Raw genomic sequence first — 17,821 nt, forward strand, 5'->3', positions numbered from 1 at the left:
TAGGATGCTTACAAGAGGACTGATCGGTGAAAAATGAGTGAGATAAGCGAATTAAGTAATCGCAGAACGGTTTGTTTTTCTTGCAACTTTGGGCTAAAAATCTTATCCTAACAACAATTTTTCTACCTTAATCTTAAAAGATTTCATATTGGATAACCTTCTTAAAACAACAAGCATACTAGGTGTCATATATGCAGACAAAAGCTAAATATAGAAAAGATTATCGCTCGCCAGATTTTACCGTAACGGATATTTTCTTGGATTTTCAATTAGATCCAGAAAAAACCGTGGTAACCGCCAAAAGCCAGTATCAACGTTTAAACCCAGAAGCAACCAGTTTGCGTTTAGACGGTCATAGCTTTCAATTTGCGGCGATTCATTTAAATGGGGAAGATTTCAAACATTATCAACAAGATAGCGAAAGTCTAACGTTAGATTTAAGTAGTTTGAAAGAAAGTGCGGCGCAATTTGAGTTAGAAATTGTAACCTATCTGAAACCTGCCGAAAACACCTCATTACAAGGCTTATATCAATCAGGTGATGCCCTTTGTACACAATGTGAAGCAGAAGGATTCCGTCAAATTACCTATATGCTTGATCGCCCCGATGTACTAGCTCGTTACACCACCAAAATCACCGCAGAAAAAGCTAAATATCCTTATTTATTATCTAACGGCAACCGCATTGCCAGTGGGGAATTAGACAATGGTTTTCACTGGGTGGAATGGCAAGATCCTTTCCCAAAACCGAGCTATTTGTTTGCCTTAGTGGCCGGGGATTTTGATGTTTTACAAGACAGTTTTATCACCCAAAGTGGCCGTGAAGTGAAACTTGAGCTTTATGTGGATCGCGGCAATTTAGATCGTGCCGATTGGGCGATGCAAAGCCTGAAAAAATCAATGAAGTGGGACGAAGAACGCTTCGGGCTAGAATATGATTTAGATATTTATATGATCGTTGCGGTAGATTTCTTCAATATGGGCGCAATGGAAAATAAAGGCTTGAATATTTTCAACGATAAATTCGTGTTGGCCAACCCACAAACCGCCACAGATGAAGATTATTTAGCCATTGAAAGCGTGATCGCACACGAATACTTCCATAACTGGACAGGCAATCGTGTTACTTGTCGCGATTGGTTTCAGTTAAGTTTGAAAGAGGGTTTAACCGTGTTCCGAGATCAAGAATTTTCTTCTGATACGGGATCGCGTGCGGTAAATCGCATTAATAATGTGAAATTCTTGCGTACCGTGCAATTTGCGGAAGACGCTAGTCCAATGTCGCACCCAATTCGCCCTGAAAAAGTGATTGAAATGAATAATTTCTACACCGTAACCGTGTATGAAAAAGGGGCAGAAGTGATTCGTATGTTGCATACCTTGCTAGGTGAACAAGGTTTCCAAGCAGGTATGCGAGAGTATATTGCACAAAACGATGGTAAAGCCGCCACCTGTGAAGATTTTGTGCAAGCAATGGAAAAAGCCAATGACGTTGATCTTAGCCAGTTCCGCCGTTGGTATAGCCAATCTGGCACGCCAGAACTCACCATTAATGATAGCTATGATGAGCGCTCTCATACTTATCGCCTGCAAGTTTCACAGCATACGCCAGCAACCGCTGATCAAATGGACAAGGTAAATTTACACATTCCATTAAAAATCGCCCTTTATGATGAGCAAGGCATTATGCAATCTTTGCAATATCATGGCGAATTAGTCAGTGATGTGCTAGATGTAACGGAACAAACGCAAACCTTTGAATTTCATAATATTTATTCACGTCCAGTGCCAGCCTTGTTGTGTGATTTTTCTGCGCCAGTGCGATTAGATTATGATTACAGCACCAAACAACTTATTACCTTACTGAAATTTGCGAAAAATGACTTCGTTCGTTGGGACGCAGTGCAAATGCTATTTAGCAATGAGTTACGTCGTAACTTATCGCAATATCAACAAGGACAACCTCTTGAATTTTCTCAAGAAATTTTGACCGCACTTCATCAAGTGTTAGAAAATCATCAGAAAGATCCTGAATTAACTACCTTAATTCTGACCTTACCAAAAGAAACGGAATTTGCGGAATTATTCAAAACCATTGATCCTGAAGGCATCGCAGTGGTGCGTGATTTTATGCTGCGTACATTAGCGGACTATTTGAAATCAGATTTATTCCGAATTTATCAGCAAATTCATTTGGAAGATTATCGTGTGGTGCAACAAGATATTGCCTTACGTGCCTTGCGTAATCTGTGCCTGAATTATTTGGCTTACACCCATTTAGGCAATAATTTAGTGTATAAGCACTATGTGAACGCAAATAATATGACGGATTGTTTGGCGGCGTTATCGGTGGCGACCAAAGCCCAGTTGCCTTGCCGTGATGAATTATTGGCGGATTTTGAACAAAAATGGCAGCACGATGGTTTGGTGATGGATAAATGGTTCACCTTGCAAGCCACGCGCCCTGATGCTGATGTACTACAAATTGTGGTGCAGTTGATGGATCACCCAAGCTTTAACTTTAACAATCCAAACCGTGTACGCGCCTTAGTGGGCAGTTTTGCCAGCCAAAACCCACGCGCATTCCACGCCGCAGACGGCTCGGGCTACCGTTTCTTAACGGATATTTTAATTCGTTTAAACGAAACCAATCCGCAAGTGGCATCAAGATTAATTGAACCATTAATTCGCTTTAAACGTTATGATGCACAGCGTCAAACCTTGATGAAACGTGCTTTAGAACGCTTGAGCGAAGTAGAAAACCTGTCTAAGGATTTATTCGAAAAAATCGAAAAAGCCTTACAATAATCCAACATAAAAGTGCGGTAAAAAATCACCGCACTTTTTTACAGTTTAACTATCCAGTGAGATAAACGAGTGAATATGTATCCTTTAATCCGAAAAGCGCTTTTCAGCCTTGACGCTGAAAATGCCCACAATTTAACTATTCAGCTATTAAAACTGGCTGGCAAACCGCCTTTTGTTACCCTAATAAAAGCCTTGTTAGCTTGTCCGCAAGGGCAGGAAAGAACAGTAATGGGTGTGAAGTTTAAAAATCCCGTTGGCTTGGCCGCAGGGGCGGATAAAAATGCCGAAGCCATTGACGGCTTTGGCGCACTGGGATTTGGCTTTATTGAAGTGGGAACAGTAACACCGCTTGGGCAAGAGGGCAATCCAAAACCACGCCAGTTTCGTCTAATTGAAGCGGAAGGCATTATTAATCGCAATGGCTTTAATAATCAGGGCATTGATTATGTGATTGAAAATGTCAAGAAAGCACGCTTTGACGGCGTAATCGGCATAAACATTGGTAAAAACAAAATCACTCCCATTGAACGGGGCAAAGAAGATTATCTTTATTGTTTGAATAAAGCCTATAATTATGCGGATTATATTACAGTAAATATTTCCTCGCCCAACACGCCAGATTTACGCCAGTTGCAATATGGTGATGCGTTAGAAGATTTGTTGCAAAGCATTAAGGCGCGCCAGCAAATCTTGGCAAGCCAATATAATAAATATGTGCCGATTGCAGTGAAAATTGCACCAGATTTAACGGAAGCCGAATTGGTACAAATTGCCGATACGTTACGACGTAACAAGATTGATGGTGTGATCGCCACCAATACCACCATTGCACGTGACAATGTACAAGGCTTAAAAAATGCGACAGAAATCGGTGGTCTAAGCGGTAAGCCGTTGCAACAAAAAAGCACGCAAATCATCGCTCGATTACATCAAGAATTAAACGACCAAATCCCAATTATAGGCAGCGGCGGCATAGATAGCGTTGCCAGCGCGCAAGAAAAAATCGCAGCAGGTGCAGAGCTTCTGCAAGTGTATTCTGGGCTGATTTATCAAGGGCCAGCGTTAATTAAGGAATTGGTTAAACATTGTTGATTGCTGATGTTGGCGAAAGACTTTCAAATAACCATTTGAAATAACAATAAATACACTTATAAGATATAACAGGGCGGGCGAATGTCCGCCTTTATTTTTTATTTTTTAAGGCGGAAAATCACAAAAAAATGACCGCACTTTTTCATTTTATTTAGGAACAAAAATGCAAAAAATTTATGATTTACATTGCCATAGTAGCGCATCAGACGGGGTATTAAGCCCTAAAGAGGTGGTGCAGCGCGCTTATGATAATCAAGTTTCCGTGCTGGCTTTAACCGATCACGACAGCGTGGCAGGCTTAGATGAAGCACAAGCGCAGGCAGATTTATTAGGGATCACGCTGATTAATGGAGTGGAAATTTCCACCCAATGGGAAAATCGTGCCATTCATATTGTGGGGTTAGATTTTGATAAAACTCACCCAAAAATGACCGCACTTTTGCAGCAGCAAGCAGAAAAACGCTTAGAAAGAGCGGTGAAAATTGGTGAGAAATTAGCGAAGTTAGGGGTTGAAAATGCTTTTGATGGAGCGAAAAAATTCACCCAAGGGGAAGTTACCCGAGCGCACTATGCGCGCTATTTAGTGGAAATCGGCAAAGTTTCTAATATTAATCAGGCTTTCAAACGTTATCTAGGGCAAGGTAAGTCTGCCTATGTAAAAGCGGAATGGGTAGATATTCCTAGCGCGATTGACATTATTCACCAGGCAGGCGGCGTGGCGGTGTTAGCGCACCCATTGCGCTATACCTTAACCACCAAATGGCTCAAAAAACTGATTGTGGATTTTGCCCAAAGTGGTGGTGATGCCATTGAAGTTTCTGGCTGCGGACAAACCAAAGATCAACGCTTATTGCTCGCACGTTGGGCGCTTGAACAAGGTTTACTTGGCTCTGTTGGATCGGATTTTCATTTTCCTTGTGGTTGGATTGAACTAGGACGTTCGCTTGAATTACCAGAAAATGTGCCACCTGTTTGGCAGAAATTTCGCACTATTTTGTAAATTCCTTGTAAAACAAGTTGAATTTGCTTTGGTTTAAGTGTAATTTATACGTTACATTAATTGTATATAAAAATTTACACTTTAATTTTGAGTAGGAAAGAAAAATGAACAATGTAAATCACAAAGACAGTATTCATAATGTAAATATTGTTAATGAAAAAGTGTTAATCACACCAAGTGAACTAAAAGAAAAATTGCCTTTACCGCAACATTTGCGTCATCAAATTGAGCAATCACGCGCTGATATTGCCAATATCATTCATAAAAAAGATAACCGTCTATTAGTGGTGATCGGCCCTTGTTCGATTCACGATCCCCTTTCTGCGTTAGATTACGCAAAACGCTTGAAAGCTTTATCTGATGAACTAAAAGACGAGCTGTACATCGTTATGCGTGTATATTTTGAGAAACCGCGTACCACCGTGGGTTGGAAAGGCTTAATTAACGATCCGAAAATTGATGGCAGTTTCGATGTAGAACACGGTTTGCACATTGCGCGTGAACTTTTGTTAGAGCTGGCGGAAATGGGTTTGCCACTTGCCACCGAAGCACTTGATCCAATCACGCCACAATATATGGCAGATTTATTCAGCTGGTCAGCCATTGGCGCAAGAACCACGGAATCGCAAACTCACCGTGAACTGGCGTCAGGCTTATCAATGGCAGTGGGGTTTAAGAATGGTACGGACGGTAGCATTGCCACTGCAATTAATGCGATGAAAGCGTCTGCAATGGGACATAGCTTTATAGGCATCAACCAGCAAGGGCAGGTGAATTTGCTCAACACCGCAGGCAATCCAAACGGACATATTATTTTGCGTGGTGGAAAAGCGCCAAATTACCAAGCGGAATTTATTCAACAAGCAGAACAAGAATTACAAAAAGCAGGCTTAGAACCCGCCATTATGGTGGATTGTAGCCATGGCAACTCGAATAAAGATTACCGCCGCCAGCCGATTGTGGCAGAAGATGTTACACAGCAAATCGCTAATGGCAACCAATCTATTATTGGCGTGATGTTAGAAAGCCATATCAATGCGGGCAACCAAAGTGCTGAGCAGCCAGTAAGCGAAATGCAATATGGTGTGTCAATTACAGACGCTTGCATTGATTGGGATACCAGCGAGCAATTATTACGTCAAATGGCACAAGCATTGAGCAAAAATAATTGACAAAAATCATCAAACTGTAAAGAAATAAGGACAATAACGTGGACGCCCTAAAAGAACTGCGTACAGAAATTGATACACTGGATCAAGAATTATTGCAATTAGTTGCAAAGCGCTTGGCATTGGTAAAAAAAGTGGGGGAAATCAAACATCAACACGGCTTACCTATTTATGTGCCAAATCGTGAAGCAGAAATGCTACAAGCTAGACGGCAAGAAGCCGAAAAACTTGGCGTACCGCCTGATTTAATCGAAGATGTATTACGCCGTTTAATGCGTGAATCCTACACCAGAGAAAATCAATTCGGATTTAAAACCGTTAATCCTAACATCAAAAAAATTGTGATTGTGGGCGGAAAAGGTAAGCTAGGCGGATTATTCGCACGTTATCTGCAACTTTCAGGTTATCAAGTAGAAAGTTTAGGGCGAAACGATTGGGACAACGCCGCACAGATTTTATCGGGTGCAGATGTAGTTATTGTGTCCGTACCTATCGTAAACACGGTGGAAACCATTGAACGTCTTGCACCTTATTTAACTGAAAATATGTTGCTCACCGATCTCACCTCGGTGAAAAAAGCCCCGCTTGCAAAAATGCTGGATGTGCATCAAGGCGCAGTGGTGGGCTTGCACCCAATGTTCGGGCCAGATATTGCAAGTATGGCAAAACAAGTGGTAGTGCGTTGTGATGGGCGTTATCCTGAACGCTATCAATGGTTATTAGATCAAATCAGCATTTGGGGGGCGAAAATTTATCAAGTGGACGCCGCCGAACACGATCAAAGTATGACTTACATTCAAGCCTTACGCCACTTTGCCACCTTTGCCAACGGGTTGCATTTATCCAAACAACCTGTGGAATTGGCGAAACTGTTAGCCTTATCTTCGCCAATTTACCGCTTAGAACTCGCTATGATCGGACGCCTATTCGCCCAAGACGGCGCATTATACGCGGATATTATTATGGATAAACCAGAAAACCTTGAAGTGATCGAAAGCTTAAAACAAAGCTATGAAGAAAGCCTGAAATTCTTTGAGCAAGGCGATAAACAAGGTTTTATCGAAACTTTCGAGCAAGTACGCGATTGGTTTGGCGATTATTCTGAACAATTCTTAAAAGAAAGCCGCCAGCTTTTGCAACAGGCGAATGATTATCGCGAACATTAGTGAAGAACAAGTGAAAGGCTTGTTTTTATCAGTGCGGTGGAAAATTTGAAAATTTTTTACCGCACTTTAAATCTGAATAAATATTTGATTAAGCTCACAAAATTAACTTTTCTTTAAGATTTTTCCTCTATTCTGCACTATGATAGCGAGAGTTTTAGCTTGAAAGGAGAAAGTAGTATGAAAAATCATCTTCAGCAACACATTTCAGATCGCATTCAGCAATCATTGGGGTTATTAGAAAATCAACAACTCGCCCAAGATTTATGGCATATTCTCGCTGAACAGCATTTCCAAGGCTTTTTACCGCAGTTTGTGGTGAATCATCTTTGCGAAAAATATCAATTAAGCGCCAAAAACCTCGCCCTACTTTTATTGCCGATTAGTGCAAGTTATGCCAATCCTACGATTTCTCATTTTAGCGTAGGGGCGGTGGTAACCGGGGAAAGCGGCAGTCTTTATTTCGGGGCAAACCAAGAGTTTTGTGCCACCAATATTCAGCAAACTATTCACGCGGAACAAAGTGCGATTTCTCACGCGTGGATGCGTGGCGAACGGAAATTGACTGACGTAACGGTAAACTATACCCCGTGCGGACATTGTCGTCAGTTTATGAATGAATTAAATAGTGCGGAAACCTTGCATATTCATTTGCCGCATAGCCAGAATAATTTGCTGCACAAATATTTGCCAGATTCTTTTGGTCCAAAAGACTTGGATATTACCTGCCGCTTATTTGATGAACGCCATAATGGTTTAAATTATCGCACAGAAGATTCCGTTATTTTGGCAGCGCTAAATGCGGCTAATCAAGCTCACGCGCCTTATTCGCAAAGCTATTCGGGCGTTGCCATTCAGCTTCAAGATCAACAAATTTTTTCTGGTCGCTATGCTGAAAATGCGGCATTCAACCCAACCTTGCCTGCCTTACAAGTGGCATTAAATTATTTATTATTAAGTGGCAATGAGGTGGAAAATATTCAGCGTGTAGTGATGGTTGAACAGCCTTTAACCCTTTCTTATCAAAAAATGGCAGAAGAATTATTGGCTTATTTAGGGGAAGTAAAATTGGAATATATTTTGCTGCCTTAGCGATAGAAAAACGGTCTAATTCAGACCGTTTTTTGTTTTACTGCGCCATATTTTCTACGGTTTTAAGGAAACCTTGTGCGGTGGCAAAAGCATCACTTTTGCCTTGCGCGCGCATAATCATATCGGACATTTCACGAAATGCGCCTTGTCCGCCGTGGCGTTGTAGCACATAGTCGGCACAATCTTGTACATAATCCATCGCATCGCCGACGGCAAAGGATAATCCGCACACCGCAAAAGCAGGCAGATCCACGCTATCATCGCCGATAAATGCGGTTTCTTCAGGGCTTACACCAGCTTGTTTCATTAATTCAAAGCAGGCGCTTTCTTTTTCTAATTTGCCTAAAAAGAACAGTTTAATCCCAAGATCGGCAATGCGCTTGCGTAAAATAGGGGAATCTCGCCCTGAAAGCACGGCAACTTGCACGCCATTTTCCATTAACATACGAATGCCCAATCCATCACGAACGTGGAAACTTTTGAACGCTTCGCCGTTGGCATCATAGTGGAGTAAACCGTCTGTGAGTACACCGTCCACATCGGTGATCACGAGTTTGATATTTTGTAATTGTTCGTTTGAAATCATAGTATTAACTCGAAAATTCAATTAAACCTACCACGTTTTTAGCGTCATCTAACACGATTAATGAATGAATTTTGTTTTCTTTCATAAAGTTTTCCGCTTCCGCTAAATAGCAATTTGCGTTGATGGTTTTAGGTTGAGAAGTCATTAATTCTTGCGCGGTTTTGCTTAGCGCGTCAGCACCATTGCGAGTGAGTGTTCGGCGAATATCACCATCGGTGATAATGCCTTTTAATTCATTGTTTTGCATTACAATCGCCACGCCCATACGGCCTTCATTCATAATAGTTAAGCAATCGGTAAATGACGTGGTGAGCTGTGCGATTGGCAATTTGGTTTGCATTTGATCTTTCACGCGGGATAACAAGCGTTTGCCTAGACTTCCACCCGGATGATATTTTGCAAAATCCTCAGGTTGGAAATTTCTTGCAGTGATGAGTGCAACGGCAAGGGCATCGCTCAATGCAAGGGTAACCAGTGCCGAAGTGGTGGGCGCAAGGTTATTCGGGCAAACTTCTCGTTCCACCGTAATATCCAGCACATAGTCGGCGTGTTTTGCAAGGGTAGATTGCTTATTGCTGGTTAAGGCAATGATTTTATTGCCAAAATTCTTTAAGCTCGGGATCAGTTTATTCACATCATCGGTTTCACCGCTGTAGGAAATCAACATCACAATATCAATGGGCTTGAGCATTCCTAAATCACCGTGAAAGGCTTCCGTTGGGTGCAGGAAAAAACTTGGTGTGCCGGTGGAAGCAAAGGTGGCAACCATTTTTTTGCCGATTAATCCTGATTTCCCAATGCCGCCAACCACAAGGCGACCTTCACAGTTCAAAATGAGATCCACCACTTGGTTGAATTGCTCATCTAAACGATGGCTTAGTTGTAGCAAGGCTTTTTGTTCCACCTCAAGGGTGTCTTGTGCGATTTTGAGATAATCCATTGTTGCCCCTTTTATATTCAGCAAAAGTGCGGTTATTTTAGCGTAAGTTTTTTGCGAACTCTAGCAGTCATTTTATCTGAGTTTTCTTGCATTTTTTTGATATTCCGTTATACTCTCGCCCTGAGTTAGCCAAACAATCGCTGGTTTATTGAAGCCCTAAACCGTTTGTATAAACGACCTAGTGGGACAAATAGACGAGAGGAAAGTCCGGGCTACATAGGGCAGAGTGCCAGATAACGTCTGGGAGGCGAAAGCCTACGACAAGTGCAGCAGAGAGCAGACCGCCGATGGCTCGTTTGAGATCAGGTAAGGGTGAAAGGGTGCGGTAAGAGCGCACCGTGTGAGTGGTAACATTTCACAGCAGGGTAAACTCCACTCGTAGCAAGACCAAATAGGAACTCAATGGGTGGCCCGCTCAGAGTTCGGGTAGGTTGCTTGAGCGTTTGTGTGAACAAACGCCTAGATGAATGATTGTTCAACGACAGAACCCGGCTTATCGACTAACTCAACGAATAAAATAGCCTCCATTTTTGGAGGCTTATTTTTCTCACAAAAGTTATCGCAAAAGTGCGGTCTATTTTTTCAATAAATCTTTTAACCCTTCTTTCATTGCAGACATTTGATGCTCATAAGCGGCTTTGCTTTCTCGCTCATCAATCATATAGGTGATGGTTTCAGACAGAGTCATTTTCATTTTCTTAGCATATCTTGATAAGCGCAACCAAACAGAATATTCCAAATCAATCGATTTTTTCTTGGTGGTTTGCTTTTCCGCATTGAAAAAACGCTTACGCCGCGCACGAATCGCTTGGTCTAATTTCACCACTAAATTAGGCGAAAGATGAGTTTTCACCCATTCTTCCGTTTCCGCCGCATTATTTTGCGCGGTAATTAAACGGCGCACCATTTCTTGCTGTAAACTGCGCTCTTCATAACGCGTAATTTGCTCCCCTTCACGGGCTTTTTTGGTTAAATAGAGCCATTTCCAGTGTGCTTCTTGATTTTCTAGCTTTTGGTATTTCATCGTATTTCCTCAAACTCCGTTACGGGGTAACTCTGTATAAGTTTACGCTGTTCCGATTTTTTTCGCTAGTAAATTTTGTTTTGGGTGATAAATTCGTCTAACCGCAATATTTTTTTGCGATATTTATGAAGTGCGGTGGAATTTCACCACACTTTTTTAAGCAAATTGATAAGGGATAATATGGCTTAAATCTTCGTTAATGATTGAACGAGTTTGTTCTGTGTCATAATGTGATTGCATATTAAGCCAGCTTTGTGCATCTGTGCCAAAGAATGTTGCCAAACGTAATGCGGTATCGGGGGTAATGGAACGTTTTCCTTTGACAATTTCATTAATTCTGCGAGGTGGAACAGAAATCGCTTTTGCCAGTGCGTATTGGCTAATACCAAGTGGTTTTAGCCAATCTTCTAATAAAATCTCGCCGGGGTGGGAGAGAGGAATTTCTCTAATCATAATCAGTTATCCTTAATTTAGTGGTAATCCACAATTTCAACATCAGCAGCGTGTCCATTTAACCAAGTAAAACAAATCCGCCACTGATCGTTAATTCGAATGCTGTATTGCCCTTTTCGATCACCAGAAAGCTGTTCTAAATGATTTCCAGGAGGAATTTTTAAAAAGTTAAGCTCTGTTGCCGCATTGAGTTGTTGAAGTTTTCGCATTGCGACTTTTTCAAATGGGATAAAACGCCGTATTCGTTTACCTTCAAAAAATGCTTGGGTTTCTTTACAGGAAAAATGGGTAATCATAAATAATAACGCCTTTCGTTAATACTACATAATGATAACGGATCACGTTATTAAATGCAAGGCATAAATATACAAAATAATCCCATTATGCGATAATCCACCTTTTCAACCATTACCCAAAGAGAGCCACATACTTTGCCTGCGTTATTTAATCAAGTTTTATCTTGGCAGAATTTGCGTCCTGAGTTAGCAGGGCAAGCAGATTTTTCGCAATCTATTGATTTTTTTGACCTACAATCGCGCGCTCGCGGGAGCGTTTCGCAATTTTTGCAAAATTCTGACCGCACTTTATTGGTGCTAAAAGCCGATCAGCAAGGGGAATATGCGGTGCTGCTGGAAAAATTTATCAGCCAGTTCCAGCCACAAGCTTTGCCTTTGCAAGGTGTGCATTATCATATTGAACAAGGTTCTGAGCAAACATTGCCTAAAATCACCCTGCAAAATGCGACCAGCGTGGAAGATAATTTTGCCGCGAAAAAACAAGTGGCGAGTGCGATCTATTATGATCAGCAACGATTATTTGGTAATCTCCGTTCAAACGGCCAACAGATTGAGCTGCAAAGTGGCTTGGTGCATCAGTTAAACGGTGGCGTGCTGATTTTAAGTGTTGAGCCTTTATTAACGCAGGTGGGCTTGTGGGAACGCTTAAAACAGCTTTTGAGTGAACAGCATTTCCATTGGCAATCTTTACATCCTTATAAACCGCTGCCTTGTGATATTCCCAGTTACGATCTGGCATTAAAAGTGATTTTATTGGGCGATCGCACGCAACTGGCGTTATTAGAAGAATTGGACGAAAGCCTTTATCAGCTGGCGGATTATGGCGAAATTGAAAGCTATTTTTCCCTTGATAACGAGCAAGCGCAGCAACAATGGCAAGGTTATGTGCAATCTTATGCGAAACAGCTGGGTATTCAGCTCACGGCGGACGGAATAAATCGACTCTATCAGCTTTTGGTGCGAGAAAGCGAAGATCGCCATTGCATTAATATTTCGCCGTTAAAGTTAAAAGAGATATTGAGCAACACGCGCACATTGGTGCAATGCAATGAATTAAGTGCGGTGCAATTTGAGCAATATTTTCAAGCCAAACAGCAACAGCATGGCTTTTTGCAACAACAAACCTATGCGGATATTCTGCACGAACAAATTTATGTGGCAACTCAAGGCGAAGCGGTGGGGCAAATTAATGGGCTTTCAGTGATCGAATACCCAGGCAGCCCAGTTTCCTTTGGTGAACCTTCACGGATTAGCTGTATTGTTCAGCTTGGCGAAGGGGAAGTGATTGATGTCGAGCGCAAAAATGAGCTGGCAGGTAATATTCATAGCAAAGGCACAATGATTGCTGAAGTGTGTTTAGCGAATATTTTAGATTTGCCCACTCAACTGCCGTTTTCTGCGTCTATTGTTTTCGAGCAATCTTATAGCGAAATTGATGGCGATAGCGCATCGCTTGCGTGTTTTTGCGTGCTGGCCAGTGCGCTTTCCTTGCTGCCCTTGCCGCAATCCATTGCTATTACTGGGGCAATCGACCAATTTGGGTTGGTGCATTCCGTGGGCGGTGTAAATCAAAAAATTGAAGGCTTCTTTGCTATTTGTGAAAAACGGGGGTTAACGGGCAAGCAGGGGGTGATTGTGCCTTCTACGGTGTTAAATCAGCTGAGTTTATCTGAAGCTGTGATAAGTGCGGTGAAAAATCAGCAATTTTCCATTTGGGCAGTAGATGATGTTTTCCAAGCCTGTGAAATTCTGTTTAAACGCCATTTGTTAGTTGAGGAAGATAGCACTTACAACGAACAAAATCAGCCATTGAGCGAGCTGATCAGCCAACGTTTAAACGCCCATTCGGAACAACAAAAAAGCGGTTTTTGGTATGATCTACTCAATAAACTCAGCTTAAAACGATAAAAACTTTTAAAAATCTCGCCGCACGTTATTTTTTTTAACCTGTTTGCTGTAACGAGGTAGGCAAGTCAACATAGAACCTCCCTCGGAGAGGGAGGTTCATAAAATATTAGGGGCTGTAGTAGATTAGCCCTAAATTTCACACCATTTTCGCAATATTTTTAACTGCTCTTTTGGTGTCCCAAAGTTAAACCGAAATTCACATTCCTTCAAGAATAAAGGAAAGTTTTTTCGGTTAATTCCATTATATTTTCGCAGTATCCGCTTCGCCTGATTCCAAAAATTTTCAATGCCATTAATATGATTTTGTTTCACCGCAAATAGCTCGGAATGATTGATTCGTTCGTGGTGAAATTCACTCACATCAAGCGCATCATAACTGCGATAAGTGTCCGTATAAACCCAGCTATCAGGCTTAATTTTTCTTTTAATAACAGGGAGTAATGTTTCACTCTTGGTGTTTTCAACCACAACAGTAAATACCTTTCCTTGTCGTTTTAGTAACCCAAAAACAGCAACTTTTCCAGCCGCTCCTCGTCCTCGTTTTCCCTTTCGATGACCACCAAAATAGCTTTCGTCTAGTTCAATTTCCCCCTCAAAAATCTCGTTAACTTCAAGGGATAAATGATAGCCAATCACAAGCCTGATTTTATGGTAGAACAAAGCGGCTGTATTCGGTTGAATATCTAGCAAATTTGCTGCTGTTCTTGCAGTAACTTCTGCGACAAAAAACTCAAGCAGTTTTTTCTGTATAGATTTCTTTAATTTACAATATGTTATCTTCATTTTTGTAGTATAGCATTGTCGCTAATCTACTACAGCCCCAAATATTATACTAATTAAACTAATTGGCCTGATTTATTAGTTTTTTACTGCGAAAGAAGAGTATAATTCTATCAATTATAGTCAGCTTATAAATTGGCCATGTAATATGTGTTAACTTTTAAAAGGAAAGGATAAAATGAACAGCATCTATAAAATTATCTATAGCGTAGTAACTCAGCAGTTTGTTGTCGTTTCTGAACTTGCGCGAAATAAAGGAAAGGCTCGTACATTGAGTAATAGTTTGTTATGTATCGGCATGATGTTTATTTCTACTGATATTAACGCGATAGTTGGAGAGGTAACCATGCCTAGAGTGGGAGATGAAGAGCTAAGCGTTGCGGCATATCGTGATCCAAGTAAAGTGGGATATATTCCAAACAAACCTAATTTTACTCTTAATCGCCCTAAATTTGATGATTTGAATGTTTTTGAGAGACAATTATTTCGTAGTATTTTGATGACAGTAGATACAAAGATGCGTCAAGATAAGATGCAATTTTATACTCAAGATAACAAGAAGCTAGCTACTCAAGGTATCTCTCATCAAGGTAATCGCGAAAATATGATAGAAGATGAGATTAATTATATTAAGAATATATTAACTGATTATTATAGTCATGAAGTATCTGTAGATGGTTATAAAGGCTATTCTTTTTCCGACGGAGTAAATTCCGCTCCATCATCTCCAAATAAAATTTATTCTAACCCTACTCTGCAGCCCCTTGCTACCAGTGATCCAGGTTATGGAAATATAGATGAATATGGTTATAACGCTGAGCCCCCACGTCCTAATGCGGGATTTCCAACTATTCGTGATGGTTTCTTAATGGAGTGGGCGATAGAGAATAAAAAGTTAGATATGAAAAAAATTGATTTAGCATTGGATGAGGAGTTTGCACTACGAAATCAATTAGAAGCTCAGGGGCTGTTACCTTTTTATAGCCTTTCACCAAGTGAAGTAGGAATTGGTGAGCGGATTAACAGAGAAGATATTGAGAACTATGATGAGTTGCTTAACGCTTATGCAGAGTTTTTTGAGGAGCTTGATGCCCAAGGTGAAGAAGCGGATCCTGTTAAGATGAAAGAAGCATATCAAGCACTGCGATGGCTTCAAAGCTTACCTTCTAAAGAAGATAAATATTTAGAAGGGGAGGGCGTAAACTCTTCTTATAATCGGCAAATTATTAATGTTGCGGGTGGGACAAAAGACACTGATGCAGCCAATATTGCCCAGCTCAAAGCTGTACAAACTCATTATTTCTCTGCTAATGACAGAAATAAGATAAGTGATAATTATTATAATAATGGAGCTAAAGCTAATTATTCTATTGCCGCAGGTGCTTATTCTTTAGCAGAGCGTGAAGGTGGTGTATTAGGCTATATTCCAAATGTTCGATCACTCTCTGACCTAGAAATATTATCTTATAAATCCATCTCTACAGATAAAATTGATTTAATCGATCCTCTTAGTGATGCTTATTTGAATTCTTTAATGAAAGAGATTAAAAATGCGTGGAATGGTGTATCTTGGCAAGATGAGTCAACTACCGTAGATGAATTGCAGAAGCTCTATCAAAGGATTGAATCTGAGGATTTGGGTGGTGATTCGCAAACTAAAGAAAAATATCTAGGTGCTATCCAACAACGAATTGATAATTTAAATGCGCTGGCATATAACAGTGAAGTAGAAATAAAAAATAAAGAAAAAATTGCTGAGTATATTAACCAAAAACAATCTGAAGGGGTTGATGTTAAACCATATATCAGCACATTAGGGGCCTTAAGCATTGGTGATACTTCTGATCCTGAAAATTTGAAATTACGTCAAATCACCGGAGTGGCAGCAGGTTTAGAAGATACTGATGCAGTCAATGTTGCTCAATTAAAAACTGCTCAATCGCATTATTTTAGTGTAAAAAGTGATGAGTCAGGAGCAGATTCTAACTTTGACAATTTAGGTGCTAAGGGAGTAAATAGTATTGCTATTGGACCTAAAGCTATAGCGGACAATTCTGCGAATTTTTCTACCGCACTTGGTTATAATGCGGTTGTGAGTATTGCTGAAAGTGTTGCTTTAGGTGCGAATTCATTGGCATCACGCATATTTGATTCATCTTTTTATCAAGAAAATAAATATCTTGCACCAATTGGAGGAGATAGAAGTGCTGAAACTGATTATCGTCCTATTGGTGTGATTTCTGTAGGGAAAGAGGGGAAATATCGTCAAATTACTCATGTTGCTGCTGGGGTTGAAGATACAGATGCAGTGAATTTGTGGCAACTTAAAAAAGCTATTGACGCAATTGGTACTGCAGTTAATGGAAAAGATGGCAATTCTATGTTTAGTGGCCTGACAGATCCTGATAATAGCGTAGGAAAAGATGGTGATACCTATCTTGATTCAAATAGTGGTAGAGTTTATAAAAAACAAAACAATGAATGGATAGATACTGGAACATCTCTTAAGGGACCGCAAGGAGAGAGAGGGATGACTGGTTCACAGGGACCAAAAGGTGATCAAGGCTTGAAAGGTGAGCAGGGTGAAAAAGGCGATCAAGGTCTAAAAGGTGACCAAGGAGAGAAAGGTGATGCAGGCTCAGCGATATTGACTGGTAAAAATAAACCAGAAAGCACCACAGGTCGCGATGGTGATAGTTATGTTGACACTGTTACAGGGCAAGTCTATAAAAAACAAGCTGGTGAGTGGGTCGATACTGAAACCTCATTGAAAGGTCCAAAAGGTAATCAGGGTGAAAAGGGCGATCAAGGTCCAAAAGGTGATAAGGGTAATAACTCAGGGCAATCTGTAATCAGAGTGACAGGAGATGAAAATATTACTACTGAGCAATTAATTAATGATATTAAGGTCAAATTAAATAAAGATGTGAAATTAAACAGTGTAACTACAGGAAATACATTCATAGATACTAAGGGGGTTAACGTCGGTAATGCTCATTTAACAAGGGAGGGGCTTAAAGTCGGTGATACTGAAGTAACTAAATATGGTTTGAAAGTTGGCAATACCATAGTGAATCAGCAAGGGGTATTTATTGATGGAGGAAGCGGTCCAAGTATAACTAAAAAAGGTATCAATGCTGGTAATCAGCGCGTCACTAATGTAGCTGATGGGGTAGCTGATATGGATGCTGTAAATATGAGACAATTAAACCGCCTTTCAAATCGTATTGATCGAGTTGAGCGTAAAGCCAATGCCGGTGTAGCTGGAGCATTAGCTGTAGCAGGACTAGTGCAAACTAGTCGACCTGGTCGTTCTAATATTGCTGTCGGTGTAGGTCATTATGGTGGTGAAAATGCTATTGCCGTGGGAGTCTCAACACGCTCGGATAATGGAAAAATTGGAGTTCGTTTAAGTGGCACAACAAGTACACGCGGTGATGTAGGTGGTGCTTTCAGTGTGGGGTATGAGTGGTAAATTTCGTTTATTAAAGATAAAGTTCTGTATAAGTGA

General features: G+C 40.7%; 14 protein-coding genes and 1 other RNA gene. 9 read left to right on the forward strand and 6 right to left on the reverse strand.

Annotated features, from left to right (window positions below; translation table 11 throughout):
• Nucleotides 1-191: 191 nt before the first annotated feature.
• From pepN to cdd, 6 genes are all read left to right on the forward strand, one after another.
• The gene (gene pepN / locus ELZ61_RS06870) at nucleotides 192-2,807 is read left to right on the forward strand and encodes an aminopeptidase N (RefSeq protein ID WP_126372416.1); all 2,616 of its coding nucleotides are present in this window, start codon (nucleotides 192-194) and stop codon (nucleotides 2,805-2,807) included.
• Between the two features lie 75 nt (nucleotides 2,808-2,882).
• A complete protein-coding gene (gene pyrD, locus ELZ61_RS06875) occupies nucleotides 2,883-3,899 on the forward strand; it encodes a quinone-dependent dihydroorotate dehydrogenase (protein ID WP_126373619.1) in 1,017 nt (338 codons plus the stop codon).
• 163 nt (nucleotides 3,900-4,062) lie between these two features.
• On the forward strand, nucleotides 4,063-4,899 hold the full coding sequence (rnm, locus tag ELZ61_RS06880) for an RNase RNM (protein WP_126372418.1): 837 nt from the start codon (nucleotides 4,063-4,065) through the stop codon (nucleotides 4,897-4,899).
• Between the two features lie 104 nt (nucleotides 4,900-5,003).
• Nucleotides 5,004-6,071, forward strand: a complete 1,068-nt coding sequence (locus tag ELZ61_RS06885) for a 3-deoxy-7-phosphoheptulonate synthase (protein ID WP_126372420.1) — start codon at nucleotides 5,004-5,006, stop codon at nucleotides 6,069-6,071.
• Nucleotides 6,072-6,109: 38 nt separating this feature from the next.
• Nucleotides 6,110-7,234: a bifunctional chorismate mutase/prephenate dehydrogenase gene (gene tyrA / locus ELZ61_RS06890; RefSeq protein ID WP_126372422.1), complete on the forward strand. Its 1,125-nt coding sequence runs from the start codon at nucleotides 6,110-6,112 to the stop codon at nucleotides 7,232-7,234.
• 177 nt (nucleotides 7,235-7,411) lie between these two features.
• Nucleotides 7,412-8,323: a cytidine deaminase gene (gene cdd / locus ELZ61_RS06895; protein ID WP_126372424.1), complete on the forward strand. Its 912-nt coding sequence runs from the start codon at nucleotides 7,412-7,414 to the stop codon at nucleotides 8,321-8,323.
• A 37-nt stretch (nucleotides 8,324-8,360) separates the two neighbouring features.
• Here the strand turns inward: cdd and ELZ61_RS06900 are convergent, their stop codons facing one another.
• Entirely contained in the window at nucleotides 8,361-8,909 is a 549-nt protein-coding gene (locus ELZ61_RS06900; protein WP_115249597.1) for a KdsC family phosphatase, read from the reverse strand.
• Nucleotides 8,910-8,913: 4 nt separating this feature from the next.
• On the reverse strand, nucleotides 8,914-9,849 hold the full coding sequence (locus ELZ61_RS06905; protein ID WP_126372426.1) for a KpsF/GutQ family sugar isomerase: 936 nt from the start codon (nucleotides 9,847-9,849) through the stop codon (nucleotides 8,914-8,916).
• A gap of 121 nt (nucleotides 9,850-9,970) precedes the next feature.
• Between ELZ61_RS06905 and rnpB the strand changes: the two genes are divergently transcribed.
• An RNA gene (gene rnpB, locus ELZ61_RS06910) (RNase P RNA component class A) lies at nucleotides 9,971-10,361 on the forward strand.
• A gap of 62 nt (nucleotides 10,362-10,423) precedes the next feature.
• Here the strand turns inward: rnpB and matP are convergent.
• From matP to ELZ61_RS06925, 3 genes are all read right to left on the reverse strand, one after another.
• On the reverse strand, nucleotides 10,424-10,873 hold the full coding sequence (matP, locus tag ELZ61_RS06915) for a macrodomain Ter protein MatP (RefSeq protein ID WP_126372428.1): 450 nt from the start codon (nucleotides 10,871-10,873) through the stop codon (nucleotides 10,424-10,426).
• Nucleotides 10,874-11,029: 156 nt separating this feature from the next.
• Entirely contained in the window at nucleotides 11,030-11,326 is a 297-nt protein-coding gene (locus ELZ61_RS06920; RefSeq protein WP_103852818.1) for a HigA family addiction module antitoxin, read from the reverse strand.
• Between the two features lie 17 nt (nucleotides 11,327-11,343).
• On the reverse strand, nucleotides 11,344-11,622 hold the full coding sequence (locus tag ELZ61_RS06925; RefSeq protein WP_126372430.1) for a type II toxin-antitoxin system RelE/ParE family toxin: 279 nt from the start codon (nucleotides 11,620-11,622) through the stop codon (nucleotides 11,344-11,346).
• A gap of 135 nt (nucleotides 11,623-11,757) precedes the next feature.
• On the opposite strand from ELZ61_RS06925, the gene ELZ61_RS06930 reads away from it, so the two are divergent.
• Nucleotides 11,758-13,530 (forward strand): AAA family ATPase, encoded by a 1,773-nt coding sequence (locus ELZ61_RS06930; RefSeq protein ID WP_126372433.1) that lies wholly within the window; start codon nucleotides 11,758-11,760, stop codon nucleotides 13,528-13,530.
• Nucleotides 13,531-13,659: 129 nt separating this feature from the next.
• Here the strand turns inward: ELZ61_RS06930 and ELZ61_RS06935 are convergent, their stop codons facing one another.
• Nucleotides 13,660-14,313 carry an IS1595 family transposase gene (locus tag ELZ61_RS06935; RefSeq protein ID WP_021724593.1) on the reverse strand — a complete coding sequence of 218 codons (654 nt, stop codon included), beginning with the start codon at nucleotides 14,311-14,313 and terminating at the stop codon, nucleotides 13,660-13,662.
• A 175-nt stretch (nucleotides 14,314-14,488) separates the two neighbouring features.
• On the opposite strand from ELZ61_RS06935, the gene ELZ61_RS06940 reads away from it, so the two are divergent.
• Nucleotides 14,489-17,785 (forward strand): YadA-like family protein, encoded by a 3,297-nt coding sequence (locus tag ELZ61_RS06940; protein WP_126372435.1) that lies wholly within the window; start codon nucleotides 14,489-14,491, stop codon nucleotides 17,783-17,785.
• The last annotated feature ends 36 nt before the right edge of the window (nucleotides 17,786-17,821 follow it).

The organism is Avibacterium volantium (assembly GCF_900635775.1).
In the GTDB taxonomy this organism is placed as follows: domain Bacteria; phylum Pseudomonadota; class Gammaproteobacteria; order Enterobacterales; family Pasteurellaceae; genus Avibacterium; species Avibacterium volantium.